This window comes from Brucella sp. TWI432, assembly GCF_039674445.1.
Classification (GTDB): Bacteria; Pseudomonadota; Alphaproteobacteria; order Rhizobiales; family Rhizobiaceae; genus Brucella; species Brucella chromiisoli.
In genome coordinates this window covers 16447-37635 of record NZ_JBDJNL010000026.1, presented here as the reverse complement: position 1 = coordinate 37635, position 21189 = coordinate 16447, and the positions used below count along the sequence as shown (strand labels likewise).

Below are 21189 nucleotides of genomic sequence, written 5' to 3'. Positions count from 1 at the left end.
AATAATATCATGACCCGAATAGTTCAAAAAATAGCGCGGGGTGGAGCAGCCCGGTAGCTCGTCAGGCTCATAACCTGAAGGCCGCAGGTTCAAATCCTGCCCCCGCAACCAACGAAACTTGTAACAGCTTCCAGTCAGCCTCCGCATCGGCGAGAACGGCACGGAAACGTTCAAGATGTGCCAGCTTCTCCGACTGACTACTGAACTCACCCGCCCTGACCCGGCGGGCGAACTCGTTTCTATGTCGCTCTGTCAAACCGGCATTATATTCCTGGAACGCCTGCATCGACGCGAGAACGGCGGCCAGATGGCCGTGAATGGTCAGGTCGGCCGATTTGCCGTCCGCCGATGGCGCGATGACCACCTTCTGAATGAAACGCTCTTCTCGTCACTGCCCCATGCACGATCAGCGCTTTTACACTGGCCCAGCGATTACAACGATCATCGATCACACTCTGGACTCGGCTGGATGACGCCCGCCGAGTTCGCTCAGACAATCAACCCGCGACGTGGTGCGGTGCTGCGCAGCCGGAACGGCTCCGCACCGCAACCCGCCGCTACCGCCCCGAATACAGCAACCCAAAACCGCTGGAGCGAACTCAAAACTGGATAAAACTTGGGGGCAACGTCACGCAAAATCGGGTGTCAATCAACTGACACTTTATCCGGCGTTACTGCAGATTGCATTGTAAAGCGTGATTATCCGAGATCATCCTATGAATGAAGATATAAAATACGCTCTCTCGCTCGGGCGTGAAAGCAGCCGAGCGAGTTCAGAGACGTAGCAATGAAAAGCCTTCGTTTAATAATCTCAACTAAAACTGCGGTCAAAGGTCTGCTGGTTTGGGTTGTATGTACTTGAGTGGCAAGAAGCCCAAAACAACGACAATGATGCCTCCAATTCCAGTATCGATCAGCCGCTGCATTCCATAATCTATATCGCGCGTTCCGGGAACAATGATGTCAACAAGTATCAAAATTAATGGTGTGAGAAAAATTGCCTGCAAAACGTAAGAGCGTTGCATCGCCCAAGGCAATATTCCGGCGAGCAGAGACATCAGGATAATCAAAGCCAAGCCCTTCGGGGTGAGCGCAAGCGCCAGAGCGCCGATCAGCACACCTACCAAAGTACCAATAATTCTCTGAACTGCGCGATCTCTGATAGAGCCAAAATCAGGCTTCATTACGAGACCGACCGTCAGTGGCACCCAAAACCAGTGTGCTTCGTGATTGAACCAATGAATCGAGTATGCTGCACCAAGGCAAACAGCGAAGGCGAAAGCGGTAGGCAAAGAAGTTGTGTTGGATGCATGTGATGCAGTGCTGGGCGCCGTTTTCGTTGGCTCATCATGTGCATGCCAGCCCCGGATCAGGACTTCAACGCCGAGTACCAAGGCGTAAAATAAAGCGCCCACCAGATAGAGAAGTGCAGGTTCCCAAAAGGGAGAAATTGCAGGAACACCAAGGGCAATTGAAGCGAGAAGCAGGGTTTGCAACGTACCAATGGATAGCGCTCTACTCTTAGTACTTAACAAAACAGATGCAAATCCAACAACCATCATCAAGACAACCACCGCACCCCACGGCAAGGATCCAAGGTAGCCCAACAGATAGCCGAGTGCGCCCAAAGGTGCGGAAATGAGTATCTTTGCAAATATGGAGCGATAGCTGCCTGAACTCTCCCCCGTGATCATCATCAGGCACCCCATGGCAATCCACATGCCAGTCATGATGTCACCAAGAATTAAGCCCAGTGTAAAGGGTGCGCCAATACAAACAAAAGATCGTATTGCTCTGCTCCACTGCCATTTAGCAGGATTCAATCTTAGTAATGCGAATGTCGGATCGCTGCTGCTGGCCACCTGATCTTTACCCTTTTCTTTAAATATTTAGTTTTTCAGAACGTCATAATTATAATTATTCGGGCCGAATTCAAGCATATTTCCGATAGATTAATCACAAGCATAATCAATTATTTCTATGCCCCACGGGCGGTCGATAAACCGCCTTTGATAACCTCTAAATTTATCTATGTGAGGGGCGCGAAGAAGTGTTGTTGCATTTACCTTGCGCCGGTGGGTATGGGGAGTTCTTTGGCTGCGAGTGTGGCTCTATACTTTGACTGGAATATTCCAAATTTTTCCGATGAGCGCCTGTTATACCAGCCTATGATTATTCTGTTTTATGACTATCTTTTGCTGCCATCACTTCAATCCATTCGTCGATGAATCTTCTTCGCTGTGCGGCGTCCTGCGTTGCAAGTAGCGCTGGACTGATGCGCACAAGGCGACCAACGCCGCTTTCGATCAGCGATGAAGGGCCATCAACCCCTGAAGGCAGAGCGCCATCTCGCGAAAAGAAGAATGCTTTTTCTCGGGCGACCCGCCTGCCGCGCTCGGATAGAAGATAATCGATAAAACGTGCTGCAAGTTCAGGATGTTTCGCTTTCTGAGGGATGAGTGCAGCACGGCTCAACACGAGCGTGTAATCGCGTGGCAATACGATTTTCAGCTTTGGATTGCGTAGGCTCGCGGCATATGCGTAAGACCCTATGATATTGTAACCTATATATATTTTTCGATCTTCGATGTCGGATAAGATCGAATTGTTGCAACAGCGAAGTTGCGTATCAACCCGGCTCATGCTCTCCAGCAGCCGCCCATAAGCCGTGGAGTTTTGCTCTGCGTCGAGGAAGGCGAGAAGATAGCCAACTCCCGATTGCCGTAAATCATATGTTGCAACATGTCCTCTATAATATTCCTGCTTACGCCGCAGAAGGTCGGCAAGCTCGCCACGTGTGTGCGGAACGTCCTGCGGCAAGACGTAATCGCTGTGATACACGATGACAGATGGTTCGAAGGTGAAACCATAAACCTCATCACGCCAATTGTTGGTGTGGTTTTCCATTGCTCGTGTTTGCGCAGAAATATGTGGCTGCGCACATCCGTCATTGGCAAGCTTCACCATCTGATCCAAAGAGGAGGATATCAGCAGATCACCAAAATTCTGACCTTCACGACATGCTTCATCTGCTTCTAGATAGAGATCATTGGTCACGAAGTCTGTGTAGTCGACTGCAATATGTGGCTCTTCTTCCTGAAAATCGCGTATCAATGGCTTTAAGGCCGAGGTGTCAGCCGCACCCTTGATCACAAGCCGACCTGTTTCTTTGCCGAATGCCGGAAAATGGGTCGTTGTACCCTCATCTGATTGAGCGTGTGCTGTAGTGATCGCTATGGTTATGAGCAGGGCAGTTAGAAAATAGGTTTTCAAGCTGGGTTCTCCGATGCGCTTGGCAGGTCGAGTATCACCGTAAAGCCCGCCGAGCCTTTTTCCCGGAATCGGATCAGGCCGTTGTGTGCAAGCGCAACTTCAGCGGCTATAGCGAAACCAAGTCCCGATGCAGAAGCCGCGTTGGACGAAGCAGCATTAAAACGGCGCGACATCTGATCCCATTTCTCTGGCGGAATGCCGGGGCCATCGTCTTCGACTTCCACGCAAATGCGCTTGCCAAACTTCATGACGCGCACATCAAGACGCGAAATGGCGCCATGGCGCAGTGCATTGCTGATGATATTGGCAATGGCTTCCCGTAAGCTGACCGGGTCGCCCTTAACAATTAAATCCGGTCGCCCTGCCTCAAAAGAAATGACCATGTCCGGGTCAACGGTTAGCGGGATCGTGTGGTTGAATGCCACGCGCGCCACTTCAACAAGGTTCACGTTCTCAAGTTTGATGATGCCGGAACGATGGATAACCATGGCGTGGCTAAGCAATTGATTGGTCAATCGAGCCAATTCACTGGTGCGTGTTTTAATCCGTTGAGTGCGCTCGCGATCACTCTGGCTCATTCGATCTTCGTCGAGCATATCGACTTGCGCGGAAAGAGCCGTTAACGGCGTGCGTATCTGGTGGGCAGCATCTGCAATAAACTGTTGAAGGCGTACAACACGCTGGTCCAGCCGTGTCATGAAATGATTGATTGCACCCACAAAAGGCTGCAATTCTTGCGGTGCAGGCGTCTGCATTGGAGTCAAATCTTCCGGGTTACGCAGGCGAAGTGCATGGGCGAGGTTGGTTACAGGTTTCAGTGCATAACGCACCGCCAGAAAGGTCCCGCCCAGCCCAAGCAAAATCATAATGCCAACAATAAACATCGCCCTTTGCGTTATCTCACCCGCAAGCGCTCGGCGCGCTTCAGTCGTCTGGGCCAAAACCACATAGACCCATCCACTTTGCGCTTGATCGGCAAGTGCGCGCGCGACAGTGATGACGCGAACTTCCGCACCGCGATAGTGTTCAGTCTCCAATTTCGGATTGCGGCGCGCAGCAATGAGATCGTCCTTAATATTGAGATCAGGATAACCGCTGACCAAGGCTCCATCCGGTCCTACAATGCGATAGAAAATACGGTCTCTTTCTGCAAAGCCAAGAAGTTCAAACGCTGAAGACGGCAAGTTGACGATCAGCTTGCCATCAGTCTGGGTAATGCCGTCAGCGATCTGAAGGGCTGCGCCCCGCAATAACTGATCATAGGTCTTATTGGCGGCTGTCCGACCATAATACCAGGCAGCGGTGATCAGGATGCTCGCGCCAATGAGCAAAACCACGCCAACACGAACGATAAGGCGTGAAAAAAGCGATGGTTCACGCGTTCTCATCAATCACCAGCTGATAGCCAATACCGCGCTGCGTAACAATCGAAACGCCGGATCCTTCGATTTTTTTGCGTATTCTGGAGATGTAAAGTTCGACCGCATTGTGATTGACGCCCTCGTCGAAGCCAAACAGAGCATCCATCAGTTCATCCTTGCTGAACAGTCGGCCCGGGCGGGTCGCAAAAACTTCCAGTATCGCAATTTCGCGTCGTTTCAGCTGAACCTCACGATTGCCTATGTGTACGTTACGGCTTTGCCGATCAAGCTGCAGATTGCCACAAGAAATGATGTTGGTTGTTTCGCCACTGTTGCGGCGTAACAAAACACGCACCCGTGCTTCGAGCTCGCGAAAATCAAAAGGCTTAACCAGATAGTCGTCTGCGCCAAGATCGAGCGCGCTGACCCGGTCTTCGATCTCGGAGCGTGCTGTTAGTATCAGAACCGGAACGACTTTTTTCGCCGCGCGGACGCGACGCAATATCTCAAAGCCATCAAGCCCAGGCAGCATGACGTCAAGAATGATCAGATCATAATCGGTAAAGTCGAGAATTTCAGCTGCGGCTAGCCCGTCTGTTTCCCAATCAACCGAGTGTCCCACTCGCTCCAGCCGTTGATTGATTGCCTCCCCGACATCCCGGGTGTCTTCAACCAATAGGATGCGCATGATTTATAGATGACATGAAAAATTACCGATAGCAATAAAATCCTGCCCGGTTTTGACAGGTTGCTGACAGTTTCGGCAGTCAATCTATGTATTGAGGTGATCCGCTCGTGGGAGCGAATGGGTTTCCTATGTTGTTGGGAGGATGTCGATTTTATAAAAACTTTAGTCTGCTTCGAGAGAAGCGGAAGTGCTATCGTTTTTTCAGTAAAATCGAAGCGAAAACTGCTTTTTTATAAATATAAAGCGTTTCAAATCGTGCGATGTCTCTCCCCTCGAAATTGAGAACTAATTTTGGGAGGACTATGAACGTGAAAAAATCTTTCTCTTATGCGTTGATAATGTGCGCTGCGACATTGGCTTTTGCTATGCCAGCGCTGGCTGCGAGCGATGACCTCGTTGAGGCGGCTCGCAAAGAAGGTTCAGTCACCATTTATTCGGCTACCGATCAGGCGCAAGCGCAGGCAGCGCTTGATGCGTTTGCAAAAAAGTATCCGGATATCCGCGTTGATTATAACGATATTGGTACAAACGGCGTTTATAATCGTGTGATTTCGGAAGCTGCTGCAAAGCAAGTGGGTGGCGACGTGTTCTGGACCTCGGCAATGGATCAGGGCGTAAAACTTGCTGTCGATGGCTATCTGGAAGCATTTAAATCAGCGGAAAGTCCCTCACTGCCGAGCTGGGCAGTTTATAAAGATATCGTTTATGCGACATCGATCGAGCCGATTGGCATGATCTATAACAAGACAGCGCTGCCGGAAGACAAAGTTCCGCAAACGCGCGAAGACCTGATTAACTTCATTTCCAGCGGTGACTATAACGGTCGTATCGCGACTTTTGATCCCGAGAAATCCGGCGTTGGTTTTCTCATTCAGACCAACGATATGAACAATACCGACACCTTTTGGGATATGACCAAAGCGCTTGGCAAGGCTAAGGGAAAGTCCTACTCCTCGACTGGCTCGATGCGTGAGACTGTGGTTTCGGGTGAGAATGTCCTTGCTTACAATCTGATCGGTTCGTATGCGCTGGATTGGGTAAAGAGTGCGCCAAATCTCGGTGTGGCCTTCGGCAAGGATTATACGCCAGCCTTCTCACGCGTTACCGGTGTTCTGAAAGATGCGCCGCATCCGAACGCTGGAAAGCTCTTTGTCGATTTCCTGCTCTCGCAGGAAGGCCAGACAGCCCTTGCTTCCAAGGGAATGCCTGCGCTGCGTAAGGATGCGACAGAAGGTTATAATATCGATACGCTCAATGAGATGGTTGGTGGCAACCTCAAGCCGATCGCGCTTGATGAAACCCTTCTGCAATTCATGGACCCTATGAAGCGAATGAAATTTCTCAATGCATGGCGCGCAGCGCTGAAGGGTTGATCATTATCCAAGCCCTGTCGGTTTAAACCGGCTCCTCCCGGAGCCGGGCCAGTGCATCGCGTCTTTCCCCCGTGAAGACACGGATGCCTGCCCGGTTCACGGAGCACCATTGCCGTCAGGCAGTTCCATTTTGAAAATCGCTTGTTTCCCGGAGGTTGCAATCCATGCCGGCGGATATCTATACCCAAAAGCTGACCCGCGAAGTGCCTCGCCAGGTGCGTCTGAAGACACCGCGCGCACCCGGTGAAGCGCTGTTGTTCAGGCGGCTTGTGATCGGGTTGCTGACACTGTGTGTCCTCACACCGATTTGTCTGATCATTTATCAGAGCTTTCTCGATGGGCCGTTTTTCAGTGCGAATGCTCAATTGGGGCTCAGTGCCTATGAATATATCCTCGTTGATCCGATGTTTTATGACTCCTTGTGGAACACGATCATCATGGCTGTGGGCATGGTGCTGATTGCCGTTCCTCTTGGCGCGGCACTTTCTTTCTTGCTCACGCGTACCGATGTCCGGTTTCGCAAGGTGCTTGAAGTCATCGTGCTGGTTCCGATGTTTATTTCCGCACTGGTTCTGGCGTTTGGATATACGGTCGCTATCGGGCCATCTGGATTTGTGTCAATTCTTGCGCGTGATATTTTCGGTTTCGTACCCTGGAATATCTATTCGCTGAGCGGCATTGTACTGGTTACCGGCCTTGCGCATGTTCCGCATGTTTACCTGTATGTATCGGCAGCAATGCGCAACCTGCCCTCTGATCTGGAAGAAGCTGCACGTATCACCGGAGCACCCGTCTGGCGCGTGTGCTGGGATGTTACGGTTCCGATGGTTTTGCCTGCACTCATCTTCGCAACAGCCCTTAACCTGCTGATCGGCTTTGAGATGTTTGGTGTTCCTCTGGTTCTGGGCGATCCAAGCGGCATTAATGTTCTGACCACCTATATCTATAAGCTTACCACGCTTTTTGGTGTGCCAACCTATCAGCTGATGGCCGTTGTGGTTGTGTTGCTGGTGCTCCTCACCTTGCCGTTGGTGTGGTATCAGCGTCGGCTGTTGCGTCATAGCCGTCGATATGCGGCCCTTGGCGGTAAAGGTTCGCGCACCACTGTTATGCGCCTTGGTAAGGCAGGGCAAATCATTGCGCTTTCTATTATCGGCTTCTGGCTCTTCCTGTCAGTTATCTTGCCAATTGGCGGTATCATATTGCGCGCTTTCGTTGATGCCTGGGGGCAGGGCGTCAATCCTTTCGCCCATCTCACCGTCAAGCATTTCAATGCCCTTATTGAAGTTCCAAGCCTTTATCGAGGCGTTCTCAATACGGTCATCCTTGCAGTCGTGGGCGGCGCTGCGGCGGTCGCCATTTACCTCGTGGTCGGTCTTGCAGGCCATCGTAATCGTGATGTGTCCAATACGGTGCTTGACTATATGGTTTTGCTGCCGCGTTCGATGCCAAGCCTGATCATTGGTCTCGCCTTCTTCTGGCTCTTCCTGTTCATTCCGTTTCTCGTGCCACTTCGAACGACATTGATAAGCCTGTTCATTGCTTATCTGATTGTTGGTCTTTCCTATGGGCTTCGGCTTCTGCAAGGCACACTCATTCAGGTTAGCCCGGAACTGGAAGAAGCAGCGCGCACAACAGGTGCAACCATTGGCCAAACATGGCGCGATATCGTCATTCCGATTGTGCGCCCTGGTCTTGTCGGTGCATGGGCACTGATCATGATTGTTTTTCTGCGCGACTACGCAACCGGCATTTATCTCATGAGCGCTGGAACCGAAGTTATCGGTTCTCTGATGGTTTCGATGATCCAGTCCGGCGCAATGGACACGATCGCAGCACTCGCTTTTGTCAGTATCGTTCTTACCGGCGCAGGCCTTGGTCTCGCCCTTCGTCTGGGAGCAAAAATCCATGACTGAACTCGTTGTACGTGATGTTCACAAATATCTTGGCGGCCTTCATATTCTTCAAGGCGCATCGTTTACGGCTGAACGCGGTTCAATTGTCTCGCTGCTTGGTGCATCGGGCAGCGGAAAGACGACCTTGTTGCGCTGCATCGCCGGCCTTGAGCAGCCTGAAGAAGGTTTGATCAGCATTGGCGGCAAGCCGATGTTGGATGGTCGTAAGGGGCTCACTGTTGCGCCGGAAAACCGTAATATTGGCCTTGTGTTTCAATCCTATGCGCTTTGGCCTCATCGCACGGTGATGGAGAACGTTGCCTATGGCCTGAAATTGCGCGGCGTCAATAAGGTTGAAGCAGGCAAGCGTGTGCAAGCAACGCTGGAAAAGATTGGCCTTGGTCACCTTGCAGAGCGTTATCCGGATCAGCTTTCCGGCGGTCAGCAGCAACGCGTCGCCATTTGCCGTGCGCTGGTTTATGAACCGCGTGTGCTTCTCATGGATGAGCCACTTTCTAATCTTGATGCGAAGTTGCGCGAGGAAGCACGGTACTGGATCCGCAAACTGATCCTGGATCTCGAAATCTGCGGAGTACTTGTCACCCATGACCAATCGGAAGCGCTTGCTGCTTCTGACAACATCCTGCTGCTGCGCAATGGCGCTATCGTTCAGGAAGGAACGCCACAAGACATCTACACCAAGCCGAAAACTTTCTACGCAGCCGATTTTCTGGGCGCAAATAATATAGCCAATGGCGAGATCCGTCGAACAGGTGAAGCGGCCAGTATTCATGGAACCAACTGGCATTTGGATGGGGTTATCGTTGGCAAAAGCGAGGAAAAGGATGACAAAGCCGTGATCCGGGTCGAACAGATTGCAGTGCACGATGCACCCGGTCAACAACGCAGGGAAATGCATCTTGATGCCTGCTTGTATCTTGGTGATCGCTGGGAATACCGTTTGCGCGCCGGAGATTTCTCCGCAAAAGCTTTTGGTCCCAAGGCGCTGCCAGAAGGTCCGGTCTGGGTCGATATCCCACGTGAGAGTGTCTGGCTTTTCTCTCGTAGTGGGTAAACAGGCGGATTAGAGTGCGCTTGGATCGGCTTCAATCTGATCGGCACTCTAATCAATTGCTTAAACGCGCATCTTACTCGAAAGCCGGTTCACAGTTTTCAGAATGCGCTTTAGCAGTCTGCCCCGGACCTTGGCCTTTGCCCTGATCCAGCCGAACACCTCTTCAAGGCGCTGCGGGCGCGAGCTCTCCACAGAGGCTTCGAGATTATAGGCCCGGTCGGCGGCGAGGGTAATGCGTTGGCCTTTTGCCTTCGGTGATGGTCGTTATACCTGCTATGATTGCTTGAATAAAACGGATACTCTAGTGAGCCCCCCGTTTTGTCTATTCGCTAAGGTTCATTGACGGAATGCCGGTTACCGTTATCGTCACCATGGCCCGGAAGAATGATCGACACCGATGCGCCGCCGACAGATCTATTTTGCAGGTCCAGCTTTCCGCCATGAGCGATCACGATCGCCTGAACCACTGAAAGCCCCAGCCCTGTTCCGCCAGTGGCTCGCGATCGCGATATTTCCCCGCGCCAAAATGGTTTCACTTCAACGCCACACATATCCTTTGGAAAGCCGGGACCACGATCCAGGATTCGAATTGCGACAAAACCATCATCCAGCTTGTCTATTTCGCATCGCAGGCTCGCGCCCGTTTCTGCATATCTGCAAGCATTCTCAAGAAGCGCCAAGATTGCTTGTCGGATACGCTGAGAATCTCCCGATACAACAACCGGCTGCAGCGCCGTTTCAACCGCAATATGACTTGTATCAAACATTGGCTTTGCAGAATGCAGAACACCTTCAATCAGTCCGGAAAGTTCTATCCGCTCGGTGTGGATGACAAGTTTCTGGCCGATTGCAAGGGATAATGTTCGAAGGTCTTCGACAATTCGCGACAATCCTTCAGCTTGCAAAAGAAGATTTTCCAAAGCCTTCTTTTCCATCGGAAAAACGCCATCAACCATGCCCTGCATTGTGCCGCGCAAAATCGTGAGCGGCGTGCGCAACTCGTGTGCAACGGCCATGTTATTGAATTGCAGTCTGTTTTCCATATCCTGAAGGCTTGTTGCAAGTGCATTAAAGCTATCAATAAGGCTCGACACTTCTATGGTGCTCTTATGAGAGCCCGTCATTCGGACCGAAAAATCGCCCGACTTCAAAGCTTCAGCAACCACTGTTAACTGTTCAAGTGGCTGCGCAATTCTTCTCGCCAAATAGATCCCTATCGCACTGCAGATCAGTGCTGAAAGCAGGCCGGATACCAGAACTGAAACGTAAAGATGCCAATCTAAAGGTTCGGAAAGCCCATTGAGTGATTCAAATAGCTCTTTGAGGCCCGCTGTGTCAGGCAATACACCCGCATTCAAGTCCCGGTAGGCATTCGCCGCACCGCTTGGCAGTGTCTGTAACAGACTTTCCTCAAGATAGGACGAATACCAATTAACACCTACGTAAGCCAATCCGACACTGAGCAGCAGCATCGCAGCAATAATGACGGCTGTCTGTGTAGCGAGTGAAAGAGCAGGAAGCTTCATTTTGGATCACAAAAGCGGTAACCGATGCCCCGCACCGCCGAAAAAAAGCCAGTCTGGCCCAGCTCTTCAAGCTTCCGCCTCAGATTTGAAATATGGGTGTCGACCGTCCGCTCAAGCGCTTCACTTTCCGGCAAGCAGGCGTCCAGAATATCGGCTCGTTCAAAAGCATGCGTCGGCCTGCGGATCATGTAAGCGAGAATACGAAACTCGCTCAGGGTGAGCTGTAAGGGGACACGCCTTTCATCTGTGTGTACAAAAGCCGAATATGCCTTGAAGTCGACTTCGAAATTGCCGAAACGGCGCACCGTCTCTGATAAGGCTGCGTTGGTTCTGCGAAGCACCGCTTTAACGCGTGCAACAACCTCCTGCGGATTGAACGGTTTCACAATATAATCATCCGCTCCCAAGCGCAGCCCACTGAGCCGATCCAGATCCTCTGCCAGTGCAGTTATCATAATAACGGGTGTGTTTTCAGCCTGACGTAAACGGCCAAGCACGGTAAAGCCATCCATTTTGGGGAGCCGCACATCGAGTAAAACGAGATCTGGCGAGAGAAGTGTATGATGTTGCAATGCTGTTTCACCATCAGCTGCGCGAACCGTCCGATATCCCTCCCGTTCCAGATAAGCACATAGAATTTGCGCGATTTCCGGCTCATCCTCGACGACCAGAATGAGGCTGTTTTCCACCTTGGGCTCCGAACTTCTATTATAGTCTATGTTTCAGGACGCGTTATGCCGGAGAAAAGATCAACAAGCAATTTCCAAACAACAGATATGCAGACCTGCTGTTGTGCTTTGACAGGAGACAGATGTGTCCTCCATCATTTCTTGACAATCGGGGTACAAGTCGTGGCCATGTTAATTTTGCAAGGCTATCGAAATGCACAATCTTGTTTCCAGCGGCAGCGATATTTCTTATCGGGCGGATGTTGCCCAGCACAGATGGCTGTCCGCTTACACGACGCGTGCTATCGGCTTTCTCCTGGCATCCAGTCTCATTTTTATTATGTTTCCTGCGTTTGATTTGGCAGTTACACGCTTTTTCGCAACTGGCCACACCTTTCCGCTGTCGGAAAATTCAATCCTGCTGGCAATACGCAACGCCAACCGCCGCGCGATGATCTACCTGCTCGTTCTGATGTGTGTGCTCATATTTCTTTACGCTCTTAAGCCGCGAAAGTTTAAGCTCTTTCCCCCCCACAAGGCTTTTTTCGTCATTTTGACGTTTCTTATGGGGCCATTTCTTACAGTGCAGATTCTCAAAAATTTCATGGGACGTGCGCGGCCACGCAGCTTGGTTGAATTTGGCGGCTCGTTTGAGTTTACGCCTGTTTGGCAATATGCGGCTCAATGCGGTCGTAATTGTTCATTCCCTTCAGGGGAAGCGGCGACTGCGGCTGCAACACTTGCAATAATCGTATTGATACCGGCAAAATGGCGCGCGACAAGCGTGGCTATTCTCACACCCATTCTATTATTTGCATCGTTTAATCGTGTCATGTTTGGAGCCCATTTTCTTTCAGATGTTATCATCGCGTGGGGGCTCATGTGCTGCCTGATGGTTTGGCTTTGGAAGCGAATTGCAAACAATGCCCACAACATCGATTATCTGATTGAGAATTTCGGACGAAGAGCGCTGAAATGACCACACAAGTCTGGTCATCAACCTGTGGACCCGCACCTCATGGGCGAAAGCGCGTGTTTTGAGCTATCAACATCTTCAAGGAGATGTTTCAAACAACCCCTACAGCACGATTCCCCGAACCGTGCTTATGGTTTTGCATATAGTGGCCGTGATCCTGCCTGATCCAGGCTTCCTCTTTGGCCATGAGAAGGCCATTTATAACGAACGTAGAAAGGTCGTTCCATGAACTTCATCCTTATCGAGAAATATGTTGACGGCATCTGCGTGGAACAATTCAAACTACCCGCTGCCCCCTTGAAATTCCTGTCCCGACTATTGCCAAACCGCGCACTGCGTGAACTCCAGCATCGCGGGCTCGACATCATAGCACTGCTCAATGACACAGACCAAAATGCCGCTGTGCAATGGATGGAGGTTGGAGAGGGTAAAACCGTCAAACGCATCCGCATCTCACGTGTGACGTCCAGTCATACCATGGTTGATGGGAGCATAATCCGACCTGAGCGGGGTGAGGATGTCGGTCAGGCTTTGGGACACATCGAAAAGCTTAAAGCGCCGTCTGATTGAATGAGATCGGCGCTCTAAATATCTGTTTTAACGCATTATGCCCCGCAAAACCGCTTCGCACTTTTGCTGGAAATGCTCTTAAGAACCAAATGGCGAACCATGTCGATTAATGGTTGTGCCGAGGAGGCGTCTTCGAGAGCTGGCGGAATTTTTCCGCATCTCGGATTGTTGCGCCATCGGCGAGTTGGGTTACGGTCTGCCGATAGATCATCTGCCATGGTGTGGCATCCGCCGGTGTTTTTGGAATGCCGTCTGCTTTTCGGCGTGCAATCTCGGCATCATCCACCAACATATCGCACCGGCCTTCATTGAAGTCGATGCGAATGATATCGCCATTGCGCACCCAAGCCAGACCGCCGCCGGCAGCACTTTCCGGTGAAGCGTTGAGAATGGACGGACTGTCCGCTGTTCCCGATTGGCGACCGTCCCCGATCGTTGGCAGGCTCGTAATGCCACGTTTTAACAAGTGATCCGGTGGCTGCATATTGACGACTTCGGCAGAACCCGGCCAGCCGAGTGGACCAGCGCCCCGGATGACCAGAATGCAGCGCTCATCAATATCGAGCGCAGGATCATTGATGCGCTGATGATAATCCTCTGATCCGTCAAAAACGATGGCACGACCGTCGAAAACACCCTCGCGGCCCGGTTCAGACAAATAACGTTCGCGAAATTCCGGTGAGACAACGCTCATTTTCATGATGGCAAAATCAAACAGATTGCCCTTCATGACAAGGAAGCCCGCACGCTCCTTGAGCGGCTGTGCATAAGGGTAAATCACATCGCGATCGGAAGCTTGTCGACCTTCGAGATTTTCGGCAATCGTCTTTCCGGTAACACTTGCGCAGGACCCGTCAAGCTTTCCCGCCGAGAGCAATTCCCACATGATTGCCGGAACACCGCCCGCCCGGTGGAATTTCTCACCCAGATATTCACCCGCTGGCTGGATATTGGCAAGCAGCGGGATGTCAAACCCCTCATCCTGCCAGTCTTCTGGCCTCAGTTCCACACCGGCATGTTTTGCCATCGCCATCAGATGTGGCTGCGCATTGGTTGAACCGCCAATCGCCGAATTGACCTTGATCGCATTGATGAATGATGCGCGCGTCAGAATACTGGATGGACGGATGTCTTCCAGCACCAGTTCGACCGCGCGGCGGCCTGTGCGGTACGCCATCTGGCCGCGCTCACGATAGGCCGCCGGAATGGCAGCGCAACCTGTAAGCGACATGCCAAGCGCCTCTGCCATGGCATTCATCGTCGATGCCGTTCCCATCGTATTGCAGTGGCCGACGGACGGCGCAGAACTCAGCGCTGCTTCAAGAAATTCTTCTTTGGTAATTTCACCCGCTGCATATTTGCGCCGCGACTGCCATATCACCGTGCCGGAACCTACGAGCTTGCCCTCATGCCAGCCATCAAGCATAGGTCCGCCCGAAAATACGATTGCTGGAATATCGACAGTCGAAGCGGCCATCAAAGCGGATGGGGTGGTCTTGTCGCAACCCGTTGTCAGCACAACGCCATCAAGCGGATATCCATAGAGGATTTCAACCAGCGTCATATAGGCCAGATTTCGATCCAGCGCTGCCGTCGGGCGCTTGCAGTTTTCAAACAGCGGATGACTTGGAAACTCAATGACAATGCCGCCCGCGTCCCGGATACCGTCCCGGATACGCTTTGCAAGATCAAGATGATGTCGATTGCAGGGATTGAGATCGCTGCCAGACTGGGCAATACCAATGATTGGCTTGCCCGAACGCAATTCTTCAGGCGTGGTGCCATAATTCATGAAGCGCTCAAGATAGAGCGCTGTCAGATCCAGATGATCGGGATTATCGAACCAATCCTGAGAGCGTAGCCGACGCGGCGTGTTTCGATCATCATTCATTGGTCTTCCTCCCGCTCACGATTGTTGAGCCTCTCCAAATACAGCAACAAGCCTGAGTGGTCCTTTTCCCCATGGCCGGATTCTACAAATGCGCGGAATTCATCACGAACTCCCTCGGTCAGCGGCAACTCAAGGGACAGAGTTTCAGCCATTGCTGCGACTGCATCCAGATCTTTCAATTGTAACCGTGAAGGTCCACCCGGCTCAAAACTGCGCTCTACCATGCGTTTGCCATGCAGTTCCAGAATGCGGCTTTCCGCAAAGCCACCGCGAATGGCATCGCGAAACTTGCCGCGATCCGCACCACCGGCTTCCACCAGCATCATGGCTTCAGCAACGGCACCGATGGTGATTGCAACAATCTGCTGGTTGGCAAGCTTGCATATCTGCCCCGCACCCGAAGGCCCGACATGCGTAACACGGCCAAGAGCTGCAAACACATCCGCCAGTTCTTCAACAAGTGCCCCATCACCACCAGCCATGAGTGCAAGGGTTCCTGCCTCTGCTCCGACAGTCCCGCCGGAAACAGGGCAATCAATATGCCGGATACCCATTGCATTCAAATGCTGCGCATGTTCCCGCGCAATCGGTGGAGCGATAGACGAAGTATCAATGACAACGGCACCCGCCTTAAGCGCGGCTGCAACGCCCCCATCAAACAGCACCGCGCCGACCGCTTTGCCATCGGAGAGCATTGTAAAAACCAGATCGGCGTCTTTGACTGCTTCAACAGCGCTTGTGGCGACAATCGCACCCTTTTGGGCCAAGGGCTCGGCCTTTGTGTTGTCGCGATTCCATGCAGAAACGCTATAACCAGCACCAAGCAGGCGTCGAACCATTGGCGCGCCCATAAGGCCTGTGCCAAGGAAAGCAATCTTGCGCGTCAAAGCGAACCTCCAAGCTCATCCTCAATATGAGCATGAATAATCTGGTCAAATGAGGTTTCTGCCTCAAAGCCCAACGCACGCGCGCGCTTGGCTTCAAAACCCGGCGCCCATCCCGCACACATCTTTATGATCATCTCATCCGGCTCGCGACGAATAAGCGCGACCGCTTTTTCACCGGCGATACGGCGTAATGCTTCGATCTGTTCTCCGACGGTGACGGAAAGACCCGGCATAAACAAATTGCGGCGCGCTCCAACGCGCTGAAGATCCATCGTCGCCCCATGAATGAGAAAGCCAACGGCAGAGCGCGGCGAAGCATGCCAATGACGAACGTCTTCGGATACGGGCAACACGGCTTCCTGCCCGATCAAGGGCTCACGCAAGATATTCGAGAAGAAGCCTGATGCGGCGGCATTGGGCTTGCCCGGACGAATGCAAATCGTCGGCAAGCGGATACCAATGCCATCGAAAAAGCCGCGCCGCGTATAATCCGACAACAGCAACTCGCAGATTGCCTTCTGCGTGCCATAACTGGTTAGTGGCGTCAGGTGAAACTCATCGGGAATAGGAAACGGCAGCGGCGCGCCGACAACTGCAATCGAAGACGTGAAAACAATGCGCGGAAAATAACCGTCTTCCATGTGCGCGTGGCGAACGGCATCAAACAGAAGGCGCGTGCCATCGAGATTGATCCGGTATCCCTTATCAAAATCAAGCTCTGCTTCACCCGAAACAATGGCCGCCAGATGAAAAATGATATCTGGGCGTGTTTCGATCAGCTTCTCAGCGGTGCCGGGTACAGAAAAATCGCCACTTTCAAGCCTGACCTTGCCTGTAAAACCTACAGGCGATTCCGGTTTTACGGCATCGACCAGCGTCAGTGTTTCGATTGACTTGCCATCAAGGCCGCCATCTTTAACCAATCGCTGCGACAGCTTGCGGCCGACCATACCTGCCGCGCCTATAATCATAATATGCATTGTCTTCTCCTCCACGACAGATCTTATTCGATTCTGTGTGCTCCAACACCACAAGCCCGAAAAAGTATTTGTAAGGTTGTCTGATAACCTTATATCATGCGCTTGAAAACCAAAATAATGAATTTGCCCTCTGCATCATCGAACAAGGCAGGCAGGCGGCTGGAGGAATCATGCAACTGGAAATCAGACCCACGAGCGCCGCTGACATCGCATCAGATCATGTGCAGGCGCTGGTCGCTCAATTGGGAGCAGACCTTGTTCTGTCCGGCGACGATATGGATCGCTATTGCCGGGATTGGCACGACGATGTGATTAGCAGTGCTCTTGCGGTGCTGCGTCCGCGCTCCACACAAGATGTGTCCGCATGCGTAAAAGCGGTGAGCGCGCGTGGACTTTCCATTGTCCCGCAAGGCGGCAATACCGGTCTTGTGCTTGGAGCAATACCCGATTCCCCAGCAACGCAGGTTGTTCTAAGCCTTGAGCGCATGACAACCGTGCGCAGCATTGATGCCGATGATTTTTCGGCAGTCGTCGAGGCTGGCTGCATTCTGTTGGAATTCAAGGACAGGGTTGAAGCGGCTGGAATGTTCTTTCCACTTGCGCTGGGCGCACAGGGGTCTTGTCGCATTGGCGGCAATGTGTCCACCAATGCAGGTGGCATTAATGTGCTGCGCTATGGCATGACGCGTGAACTCGTCCTCGGTCTGGAAGTTGTGCTACCGGATGGCTCCATCTTCGATGGCCTTTCAACGCTGCGCAAAGATAACCGCGGTATAGACCTGAAGCAGCTGTTCATTGGCGCTGAGGGCACTTTGGGCATCATTACAGCCGTTGCCGTCAAGCTTATGCCGCATCCTGAACAGGTCACGACCGCGCTGCTCGGACTGAATTCTCTTGATGATGCGATCGCGCTCTATCGCCGCGCACGATATGATTGTTGCGACTTGATGTCGGCATTCGAGTTCATGCCACCTCTTGCCTTCACTCTGGCACGCGAAGCAATGCCGGATTTGGCCATGCCGATGGATGGAAATTACCCGGCCTATGTGCTGATGGAAATTTCCGGCTCCGGCCTGATCGATATTGAAGACCTCATGCAGCGCTTTCTTGAAAACGTCATGCAGGATGGTCTTGTTGTGGACGGGGTTATTGCAACTTCGCATGACCAATCCCGTAAACTGTGGCTGTTCCGCGAAGGAATGAATGAAGGTCAGGCCAAGCGTGGGCCACATCTGCGGACAGACGTTTCTGTGCCATTGTCGCGCCTCGCAGATTTTGTCCGTGACGCAGAAGCTGCCGTTTATGCTTCTCTTCCAGAGTGCATTTGCGTGTCTTACGGTCATGTTGGCGATGGCAATGTTCACCTCAATGTTCTGCCGCCCATGATGCTTGATCGCAAAGAGATTGATGCCTGCATTTATGCAGCCAAAAACATCATCAATGATGTGCTCGAACGTTACGAAGGCTCAATCAGCGCAGAACATGGGATTGGCCGTCTGAAGCGTCCAGATTTTGAAAAACGCCTGCCTGATATTCGCAGGCAGTTGCTGAGCAAGATCAAGACTGCAATTGATCCGGCTCACGTGATGAATCCGGGCTGCCAATTGAGCTTTCCTGTGAACTCTCAAGCAAGCGCCTGAAGAATATACACAGGCGCGCTGCATGCGGGCGGACTTTGCACGCATAATATGTGGGGAACCTTTGCCTGCATGCGTTGCTGCGAAGCGCGGAGCGACGGTCAATCTCTATCGATGTTTTTTGCGGGCCCGCTGATAACGCAGACAACCGTTTAAGTTAAGCTTTAACAGACGATCACTGAACACGTAATTTCAGTTCTGGACAGGGAAACAAACTCCAACTAAAACAGTTGGCACAGTTGTCAGACATCCTGACAATAAGGCAGCATCGGTTTTGGAGGCCGCTGTCTTATAAAATGAGCATAGCCTTGTTCCATGTGGAGGAGAAGGCCAGCAAGCGACCTGTTTGTCGCTAAATGTTGAGTCGTATGTTTCCCTGTGCCGGAGACAGGAAACAAATAATTGTAGCTTCCATTGGAGGGAGGCTATCGGGAGGAGGGTCGCTTGAATTCAAAGCATTCGCTGAGTGCACTCAGAATTTTGCCTGCCAATGTGCAAAATGCTATTTTGTTCGACCGCGTCCCTGCGCCGAATACAAAAGGCATGATGTCATGATCAAGAAGCTAACTGATCTGTTTTTCCGATTTCTGGCGCTGCTTATGATTTTGGCGCTGGCAAGCATGGCACTGATGGTTTTCATCAATGTTGTCCTTCGCTATGGCATGAATTCAGGCATTGCCATTTCCGATGAAATGTCCCGATACTTTTTTGTCTGGCTGACCTTTATTGGTGCCGTCGTTGCACACCGTGAAAACCTGCATATGGGTGTGGAAACGGTCGTTTCACGCTTTGGGCGAACCGGCAGAATTGTTCTCATGGGCTTTTCCAACCTGATCATTCTGGGCGTTTCGGCAGTCCTGTTTTGGGGAACCTGGCAGCAACTACCAATCAACGCCTCCATGGTCGCGCCTGTAAGCGGTCTTTCCATGGGCTGGGTTTACGGCATCGGATTGTTCACGGGCGCTGGCATTTTCCTGATTTCACTTGAAAGACTGTTCCGCATTGTAACGGGCCGCATCACCGAAGACGAAATTTCTGCCTTCGCGGGTGAACATACTAGCATTGAAAAACTCTCGGAGCGTGCCTGATGACTCTTCTCGTATTCATTGGATCGCTCGTCGGCGCCATGGCCATCGGCGTACCGGTCGCTTTTGCACTTATGCTCTGTGGTGTCGCGCTGATGTGGCACATGGACATGTTCAATACGCAGATCATTGCGCAGAACATGATTGCAGGTGCTGATACATTCACACTGCTGGCGATCCCTTTCTTCATTCTCGCTGGTGAGTTGATGAACTCAGGTGGCCTGTCCCGCCGGATCATTGACTTTGCAATTGCCTGCGTTGGTCATATTCGCGGTGGATTGGGCATCGTCGCCATTTTCGCGGCCATCATCATGGCGTCGATTTCCGGCTCTGCGGCTGCCGACACTGCAGCACTTGCTGCCATTCTCATTCCGATGATGGCCAAGGCGGGTTATAATGTTCCTCGCTCTGCCGGCCTTATTGCTGCAGGCGGCATTATTGCGCCGGTCATTCCACCTTCAATGGCCTTCATTGTCTTCGGTGTCGCCGCCAATGTCTCCATCACCAAACTTTTCATGGCAGGCATCTTCCCCGGCATCTTGATGGGAATCTGTCTCATCATCACCTGGCTGTTGGTTGTCCGGAAGGACAAAGTCGAAACTCTTCCTCGCGTTTCAGGCAAAGAGCGCCTGAAAGCCAGTGGTCGCGCTGCATGGGCACTTGGCATGCCTGTCATCATTCTGGGTGGCATCCGGGCCGGAATTGTAACGCCCACTGAGGCGGCGGTCGTTGCGGCCATGTACGCCCTCTTTGTGGGCATGTTCATTTACCGCGAACTCAAGATTACCGATCTTGGTCACGTGTTTCTTCGAGCCGCGAAAACAACGTCTGTTGTTATGTTCCTTGTCTGCGCGGCTCTCGTGTCTGCATGGCTTATTACAGCAGCGAATATTCCGGCTGAGATCAGCAATTATATCGAACCACTGATCGACCGTCCGACCTTGTTGCTCTTCGTGATCATGCTTCTGGTTCTGGTTGTGGGTACAGCACTTGATCTGACTCCCACGATTCTGATCTTAACGCCGGTTCTGATGCCGATTATCCAAAAAGCAGGTATTGACCCTGTTTATTTCGGCGTTCTCTTTATCATGAACACATCTATCGGCCTTCTCACACCACCGGTTGGTGTTGTGCTGAACGTCGTCTCCGGCGTTGGCCGTGTGCCGCTCGGTCGTGTCATAACAGGCGTTTTTCCGTTCTTGATTGCCGAGATTTGCGTATTGCTCCTTCTGGTTCTGTTCCCAAGTCTCGTTCTTGTTCCTGCCAGCTGGCTCTATTGAGCCACTGGTTTCTTCTACTTTCTA

Annotated in this window: 18 protein-coding genes and 1 tRNA gene; 10 read left to right on the top strand and 9 right to left on the bottom strand. The window is 51.9% G+C overall.

What is annotated here, in order from left to right; all coding sequences use genetic code 11:
• Nucleotides 1–34: 34 nt before the first annotated feature.
• Both ABE527_RS20015 and ABE527_RS20010 read left to right on the top strand, forming a co-directional pair.
• A tRNA-Met gene (locus ABE527_RS20015) sits at nucleotides 35–111 on the top strand.
• Nucleotides 112–175: 64 nt separating this feature from the next.
• Nucleotides 176–613: an integrase core domain-containing protein gene (locus tag ABE527_RS20010; RefSeq protein ID WP_499698092.1), complete on the top strand. Its 438-nt coding sequence runs from the start codon at nucleotides 176–178 to the stop codon at nucleotides 611–613.
• A 214-nt stretch (nucleotides 614–827) separates the two neighbouring features.
• On the opposite strand, the gene ABE527_RS20005 is transcribed toward ABE527_RS20010, so the two are convergent.
• The 4 genes from ABE527_RS20005 to ABE527_RS19990 form a co-directional block, all read right to left on the bottom strand.
• Nucleotides 828–1862, bottom strand: coding sequence for an FUSC family protein (locus tag ABE527_RS20005; RefSeq protein ID WP_499698091.1), 1035 nt, complete (start codon nucleotides 1860–1862; stop codon nucleotides 828–830).
• Nucleotides 1863–2172: 310 nt separating this feature from the next.
• Nucleotides 2173–3273: an ABC transporter substrate-binding protein gene (locus ABE527_RS20000; RefSeq protein ID WP_499698090.1), complete on the bottom strand. Its 1101-nt coding sequence runs from the start codon at nucleotides 3271–3273 to the stop codon at nucleotides 2173–2175.
• Nucleotides 3270–4661, bottom strand: coding sequence for a sensor histidine kinase (locus tag ABE527_RS19995; protein WP_499698089.1), 1392 nt, complete (start codon nucleotides 4659–4661; stop codon nucleotides 3270–3272). Before ABE527_RS19995 ends, ABE527_RS20000 begins: the two co-directional genes overlap by 4 nt.
• On the bottom strand, nucleotides 4648–5322 hold the full coding sequence (locus tag ABE527_RS19990; RefSeq protein ID WP_499698088.1) for a response regulator transcription factor: 675 nt from the start codon (nucleotides 5320–5322) through the stop codon (nucleotides 4648–4650). Before ABE527_RS19990 ends, ABE527_RS19995 begins: the two co-directional genes overlap by 14 nt.
• A 302-nt stretch (nucleotides 5323–5624) precedes the next feature.
• Here ABE527_RS19990 and ABE527_RS19985 point away from each other — a divergent pair, with 302 nt between their 5' ends.
• The 3 genes from ABE527_RS19985 (at nucleotide 5625) to ABE527_RS19975 (ending at nucleotide 9665) form a co-directional block, all read left to right on the top strand.
• On the top strand, nucleotides 5625–6695 hold the full coding sequence (locus tag ABE527_RS19985; RefSeq protein ID WP_499695467.1) for an ABC transporter substrate-binding protein: 1071 nt from the start codon (nucleotides 5625–5627) through the stop codon (nucleotides 6693–6695).
• Nucleotides 6696–6859: 164 nt separating this feature from the next.
• Entirely contained in the window at nucleotides 6860–8611 is a 1752-nt protein-coding gene (locus ABE527_RS19980) for an ABC transporter permease (protein WP_499698087.1), read from the top strand.
• Nucleotides 8604–9665 (top strand): ABC transporter ATP-binding protein, encoded by a 1062-nt coding sequence (locus tag ABE527_RS19975; RefSeq protein ID WP_499698086.1) that lies wholly within the window; start codon nucleotides 8604–8606, stop codon nucleotides 9663–9665. The genes ABE527_RS19980 and ABE527_RS19975 overlap by 8 nt, the downstream gene beginning before the upstream one ends.
• Before the next feature lie 329 nt (nucleotides 9666–9994).
• Here ABE527_RS19975 and ABE527_RS19970 read toward each other — a convergent pair whose 3' ends face one another.
• Together ABE527_RS19970 and ABE527_RS19965 are read right to left on the bottom strand one after the other, a co-directional pair.
• Nucleotides 9995–11191, bottom strand: coding sequence for an ATP-binding protein (locus tag ABE527_RS19970; RefSeq protein WP_499698085.1), 1197 nt, complete (start codon nucleotides 11189–11191; stop codon nucleotides 9995–9997).
• Complete coding sequence (locus ABE527_RS19965; protein ID WP_265985915.1) at nucleotides 11188–11880, bottom strand: response regulator; 693 nt, start codon at nucleotides 11878–11880, stop codon at nucleotides 11188–11190. The genes ABE527_RS19970 and ABE527_RS19965 overlap by 4 nt, the downstream gene beginning before the upstream one ends.
• A 193-nt stretch (nucleotides 11881–12073) precedes the next feature.
• Here ABE527_RS19965 and ABE527_RS19960 point away from each other — a divergent pair, with 193 nt between their 5' ends.
• Nucleotides 12074–12838, top strand: a complete 765-nt coding sequence (locus tag ABE527_RS19960) for a phosphatase PAP2 family protein (protein ID WP_499695471.1) — start codon at nucleotides 12074–12076, stop codon at nucleotides 12836–12838.
• A 222-nt stretch (nucleotides 12839–13060) separates the two neighbouring features.
• Entirely contained in the window at nucleotides 13061–13405 is a 345-nt protein-coding gene (locus ABE527_RS19955; protein ID WP_499698084.1) for a hypothetical protein, read from the top strand.
• Between the two features lie 106 nt (nucleotides 13406–13511).
• On the opposite strand, the gene ABE527_RS19950 is transcribed toward ABE527_RS19955, so the two are convergent.
• From ABE527_RS19950 to denD, 3 genes are read right to left on the bottom strand one after another with little or no spacing between them, the layout of a single operon-like run.
• Nucleotides 13512–15296: an IlvD/Edd family dehydratase gene (locus ABE527_RS19950; protein WP_265985918.1), complete on the bottom strand. Its 1785-nt coding sequence runs from the start codon at nucleotides 15294–15296 to the stop codon at nucleotides 13512–13514.
• Nucleotides 15293–16183 (bottom strand): NAD(P)-dependent oxidoreductase, encoded by an 891-nt coding sequence (locus tag ABE527_RS19945; RefSeq protein ID WP_499698083.1) that lies wholly within the window; start codon nucleotides 16181–16183, stop codon nucleotides 15293–15295. The genes ABE527_RS19950 and ABE527_RS19945 overlap by 4 nt, the downstream gene beginning before the upstream one ends.
• Nucleotides 16180–17163 carry a D-erythronate dehydrogenase gene (gene denD / locus ABE527_RS19940; protein ID WP_499698082.1) on the bottom strand — a complete coding sequence of 328 codons (984 nt, stop codon included), beginning with the start codon at nucleotides 17161–17163 and terminating at the stop codon, nucleotides 16180–16182. The genes ABE527_RS19945 and denD overlap by 4 nt, the downstream gene beginning before the upstream one ends.
• 170 nt (nucleotides 17164–17333) lie before the next feature.
• On the opposite strand from denD, the gene ABE527_RS19935 reads away from it, so the two are divergent.
• The 3 genes from ABE527_RS19935 to ABE527_RS19925 all read left to right on the top strand — a co-directional run bounded on the left by ABE527_RS19935 (nucleotide 17334) and on the right by ABE527_RS19925 (nucleotide 21165).
• On the top strand, nucleotides 17334–18803 hold the full coding sequence (locus ABE527_RS19935; RefSeq protein WP_499698081.1) for an FAD-binding oxidoreductase: 1470 nt from the start codon (nucleotides 17334–17336) through the stop codon (nucleotides 18801–18803).
• Nucleotides 18804–19351: 548 nt separating this feature from the next.
• Nucleotides 19352–19888, top strand: a complete 537-nt coding sequence (locus tag ABE527_RS19930; protein ID WP_396998342.1) for a TRAP transporter small permease — start codon at nucleotides 19352–19354, stop codon at nucleotides 19886–19888.
• Complete coding sequence (locus ABE527_RS19925) at nucleotides 19888–21165, top strand: TRAP transporter large permease (protein ID WP_265985922.1); 1278 nt, start codon at nucleotides 19888–19890, stop codon at nucleotides 21163–21165. The genes ABE527_RS19930 and ABE527_RS19925 overlap by 1 nt, the downstream gene beginning before the upstream one ends.
• Nucleotides 21166–21189: the final 24 nt, after the last annotated feature.

What these genes read in the sequence shown, in the direction of transcription:
- ABE527_RS19970 (WP_499698085.1), bottom strand. Translation starts at nt 11,191, where the DNA reads ATGAAGCTTCCTGCTCTTTCACTCGCTACACAGACAGCCGTCATTATT.
- ABE527_RS19930 (WP_396998342.1), top strand. Translation starts at nt 19,352, where the DNA reads ATGATCAAGAAGCTAACTGATCTGTTTTTCCGATTTCTGGCGCTGCTT.
- ABE527_RS19975 (WP_499698086.1), top strand. Translation starts at nt 8,604, where the DNA reads ATGACTGAACTCGTTGTACGTGATGTTCACAAATATCTTGGCGGCCTT.
- ABE527_RS19935 (WP_499698081.1), top strand. Translation starts at nt 17,334, where the DNA reads ATGCAACTGGAAATCAGACCCACGAGCGCCGCTGACATCGCATCAGAT.
- ABE527_RS19925 (WP_265985922.1), top strand. Translation starts at nt 19,888, where the DNA reads ATGACTCTTCTCGTATTCATTGGATCGCTCGTCGGCGCCATGGCCATC.
- ABE527_RS19985 (WP_499695467.1), top strand. Translation starts at nt 5,625, where the DNA reads ATGAACGTGAAAAAATCTTTCTCTTATGCGTTGATAATGTGCGCTGCG.
- ABE527_RS20010 (WP_499698092.1), top strand. Translation starts at nt 176, where the DNA reads ATGTGCCAGCTTCTCCGACTGACTACTGAACTCACCCGCCCTGACCCG.
- ABE527_RS19960 (WP_499695471.1), top strand. Translation starts at nt 12,074, where the DNA reads ATGCACAATCTTGTTTCCAGCGGCAGCGATATTTCTTATCGGGCGGAT.
- ABE527_RS19995 (WP_499698089.1), bottom strand. Translation starts at nt 4,661, where the DNA reads ATGAGAACGCGTGAACCATCGCTTTTTTCACGCCTTATCGTTCGTGTT.
- ABE527_RS19950 (WP_265985918.1), bottom strand. Translation starts at nt 15,296, where the DNA reads ATGAATGATGATCGAAACACGCCGCGTCGGCTACGCTCTCAGGATTGG.
- ABE527_RS19955 (WP_499698084.1), top strand. Translation starts at nt 13,061, where the DNA reads ATGAACTTCATCCTTATCGAGAAATATGTTGACGGCATCTGCGTGGAA.
- ABE527_RS19990 (WP_499698088.1), bottom strand. Translation starts at nt 5,322, where the DNA reads ATGCGCATCCTATTGGTTGAAGACACCCGGGATGTCGGGGAGGCAATC.
- ABE527_RS19980 (WP_499698087.1), top strand. Translation starts at nt 6,860, where the DNA reads ATGCCGGCGGATATCTATACCCAAAAGCTGACCCGCGAAGTGCCTCGC.
- denD (WP_499698082.1), bottom strand. Translation starts at nt 17,163, where the DNA reads ATGCATATTATGATTATAGGCGCGGCAGGTATGGTCGGCCGCAAGCTG.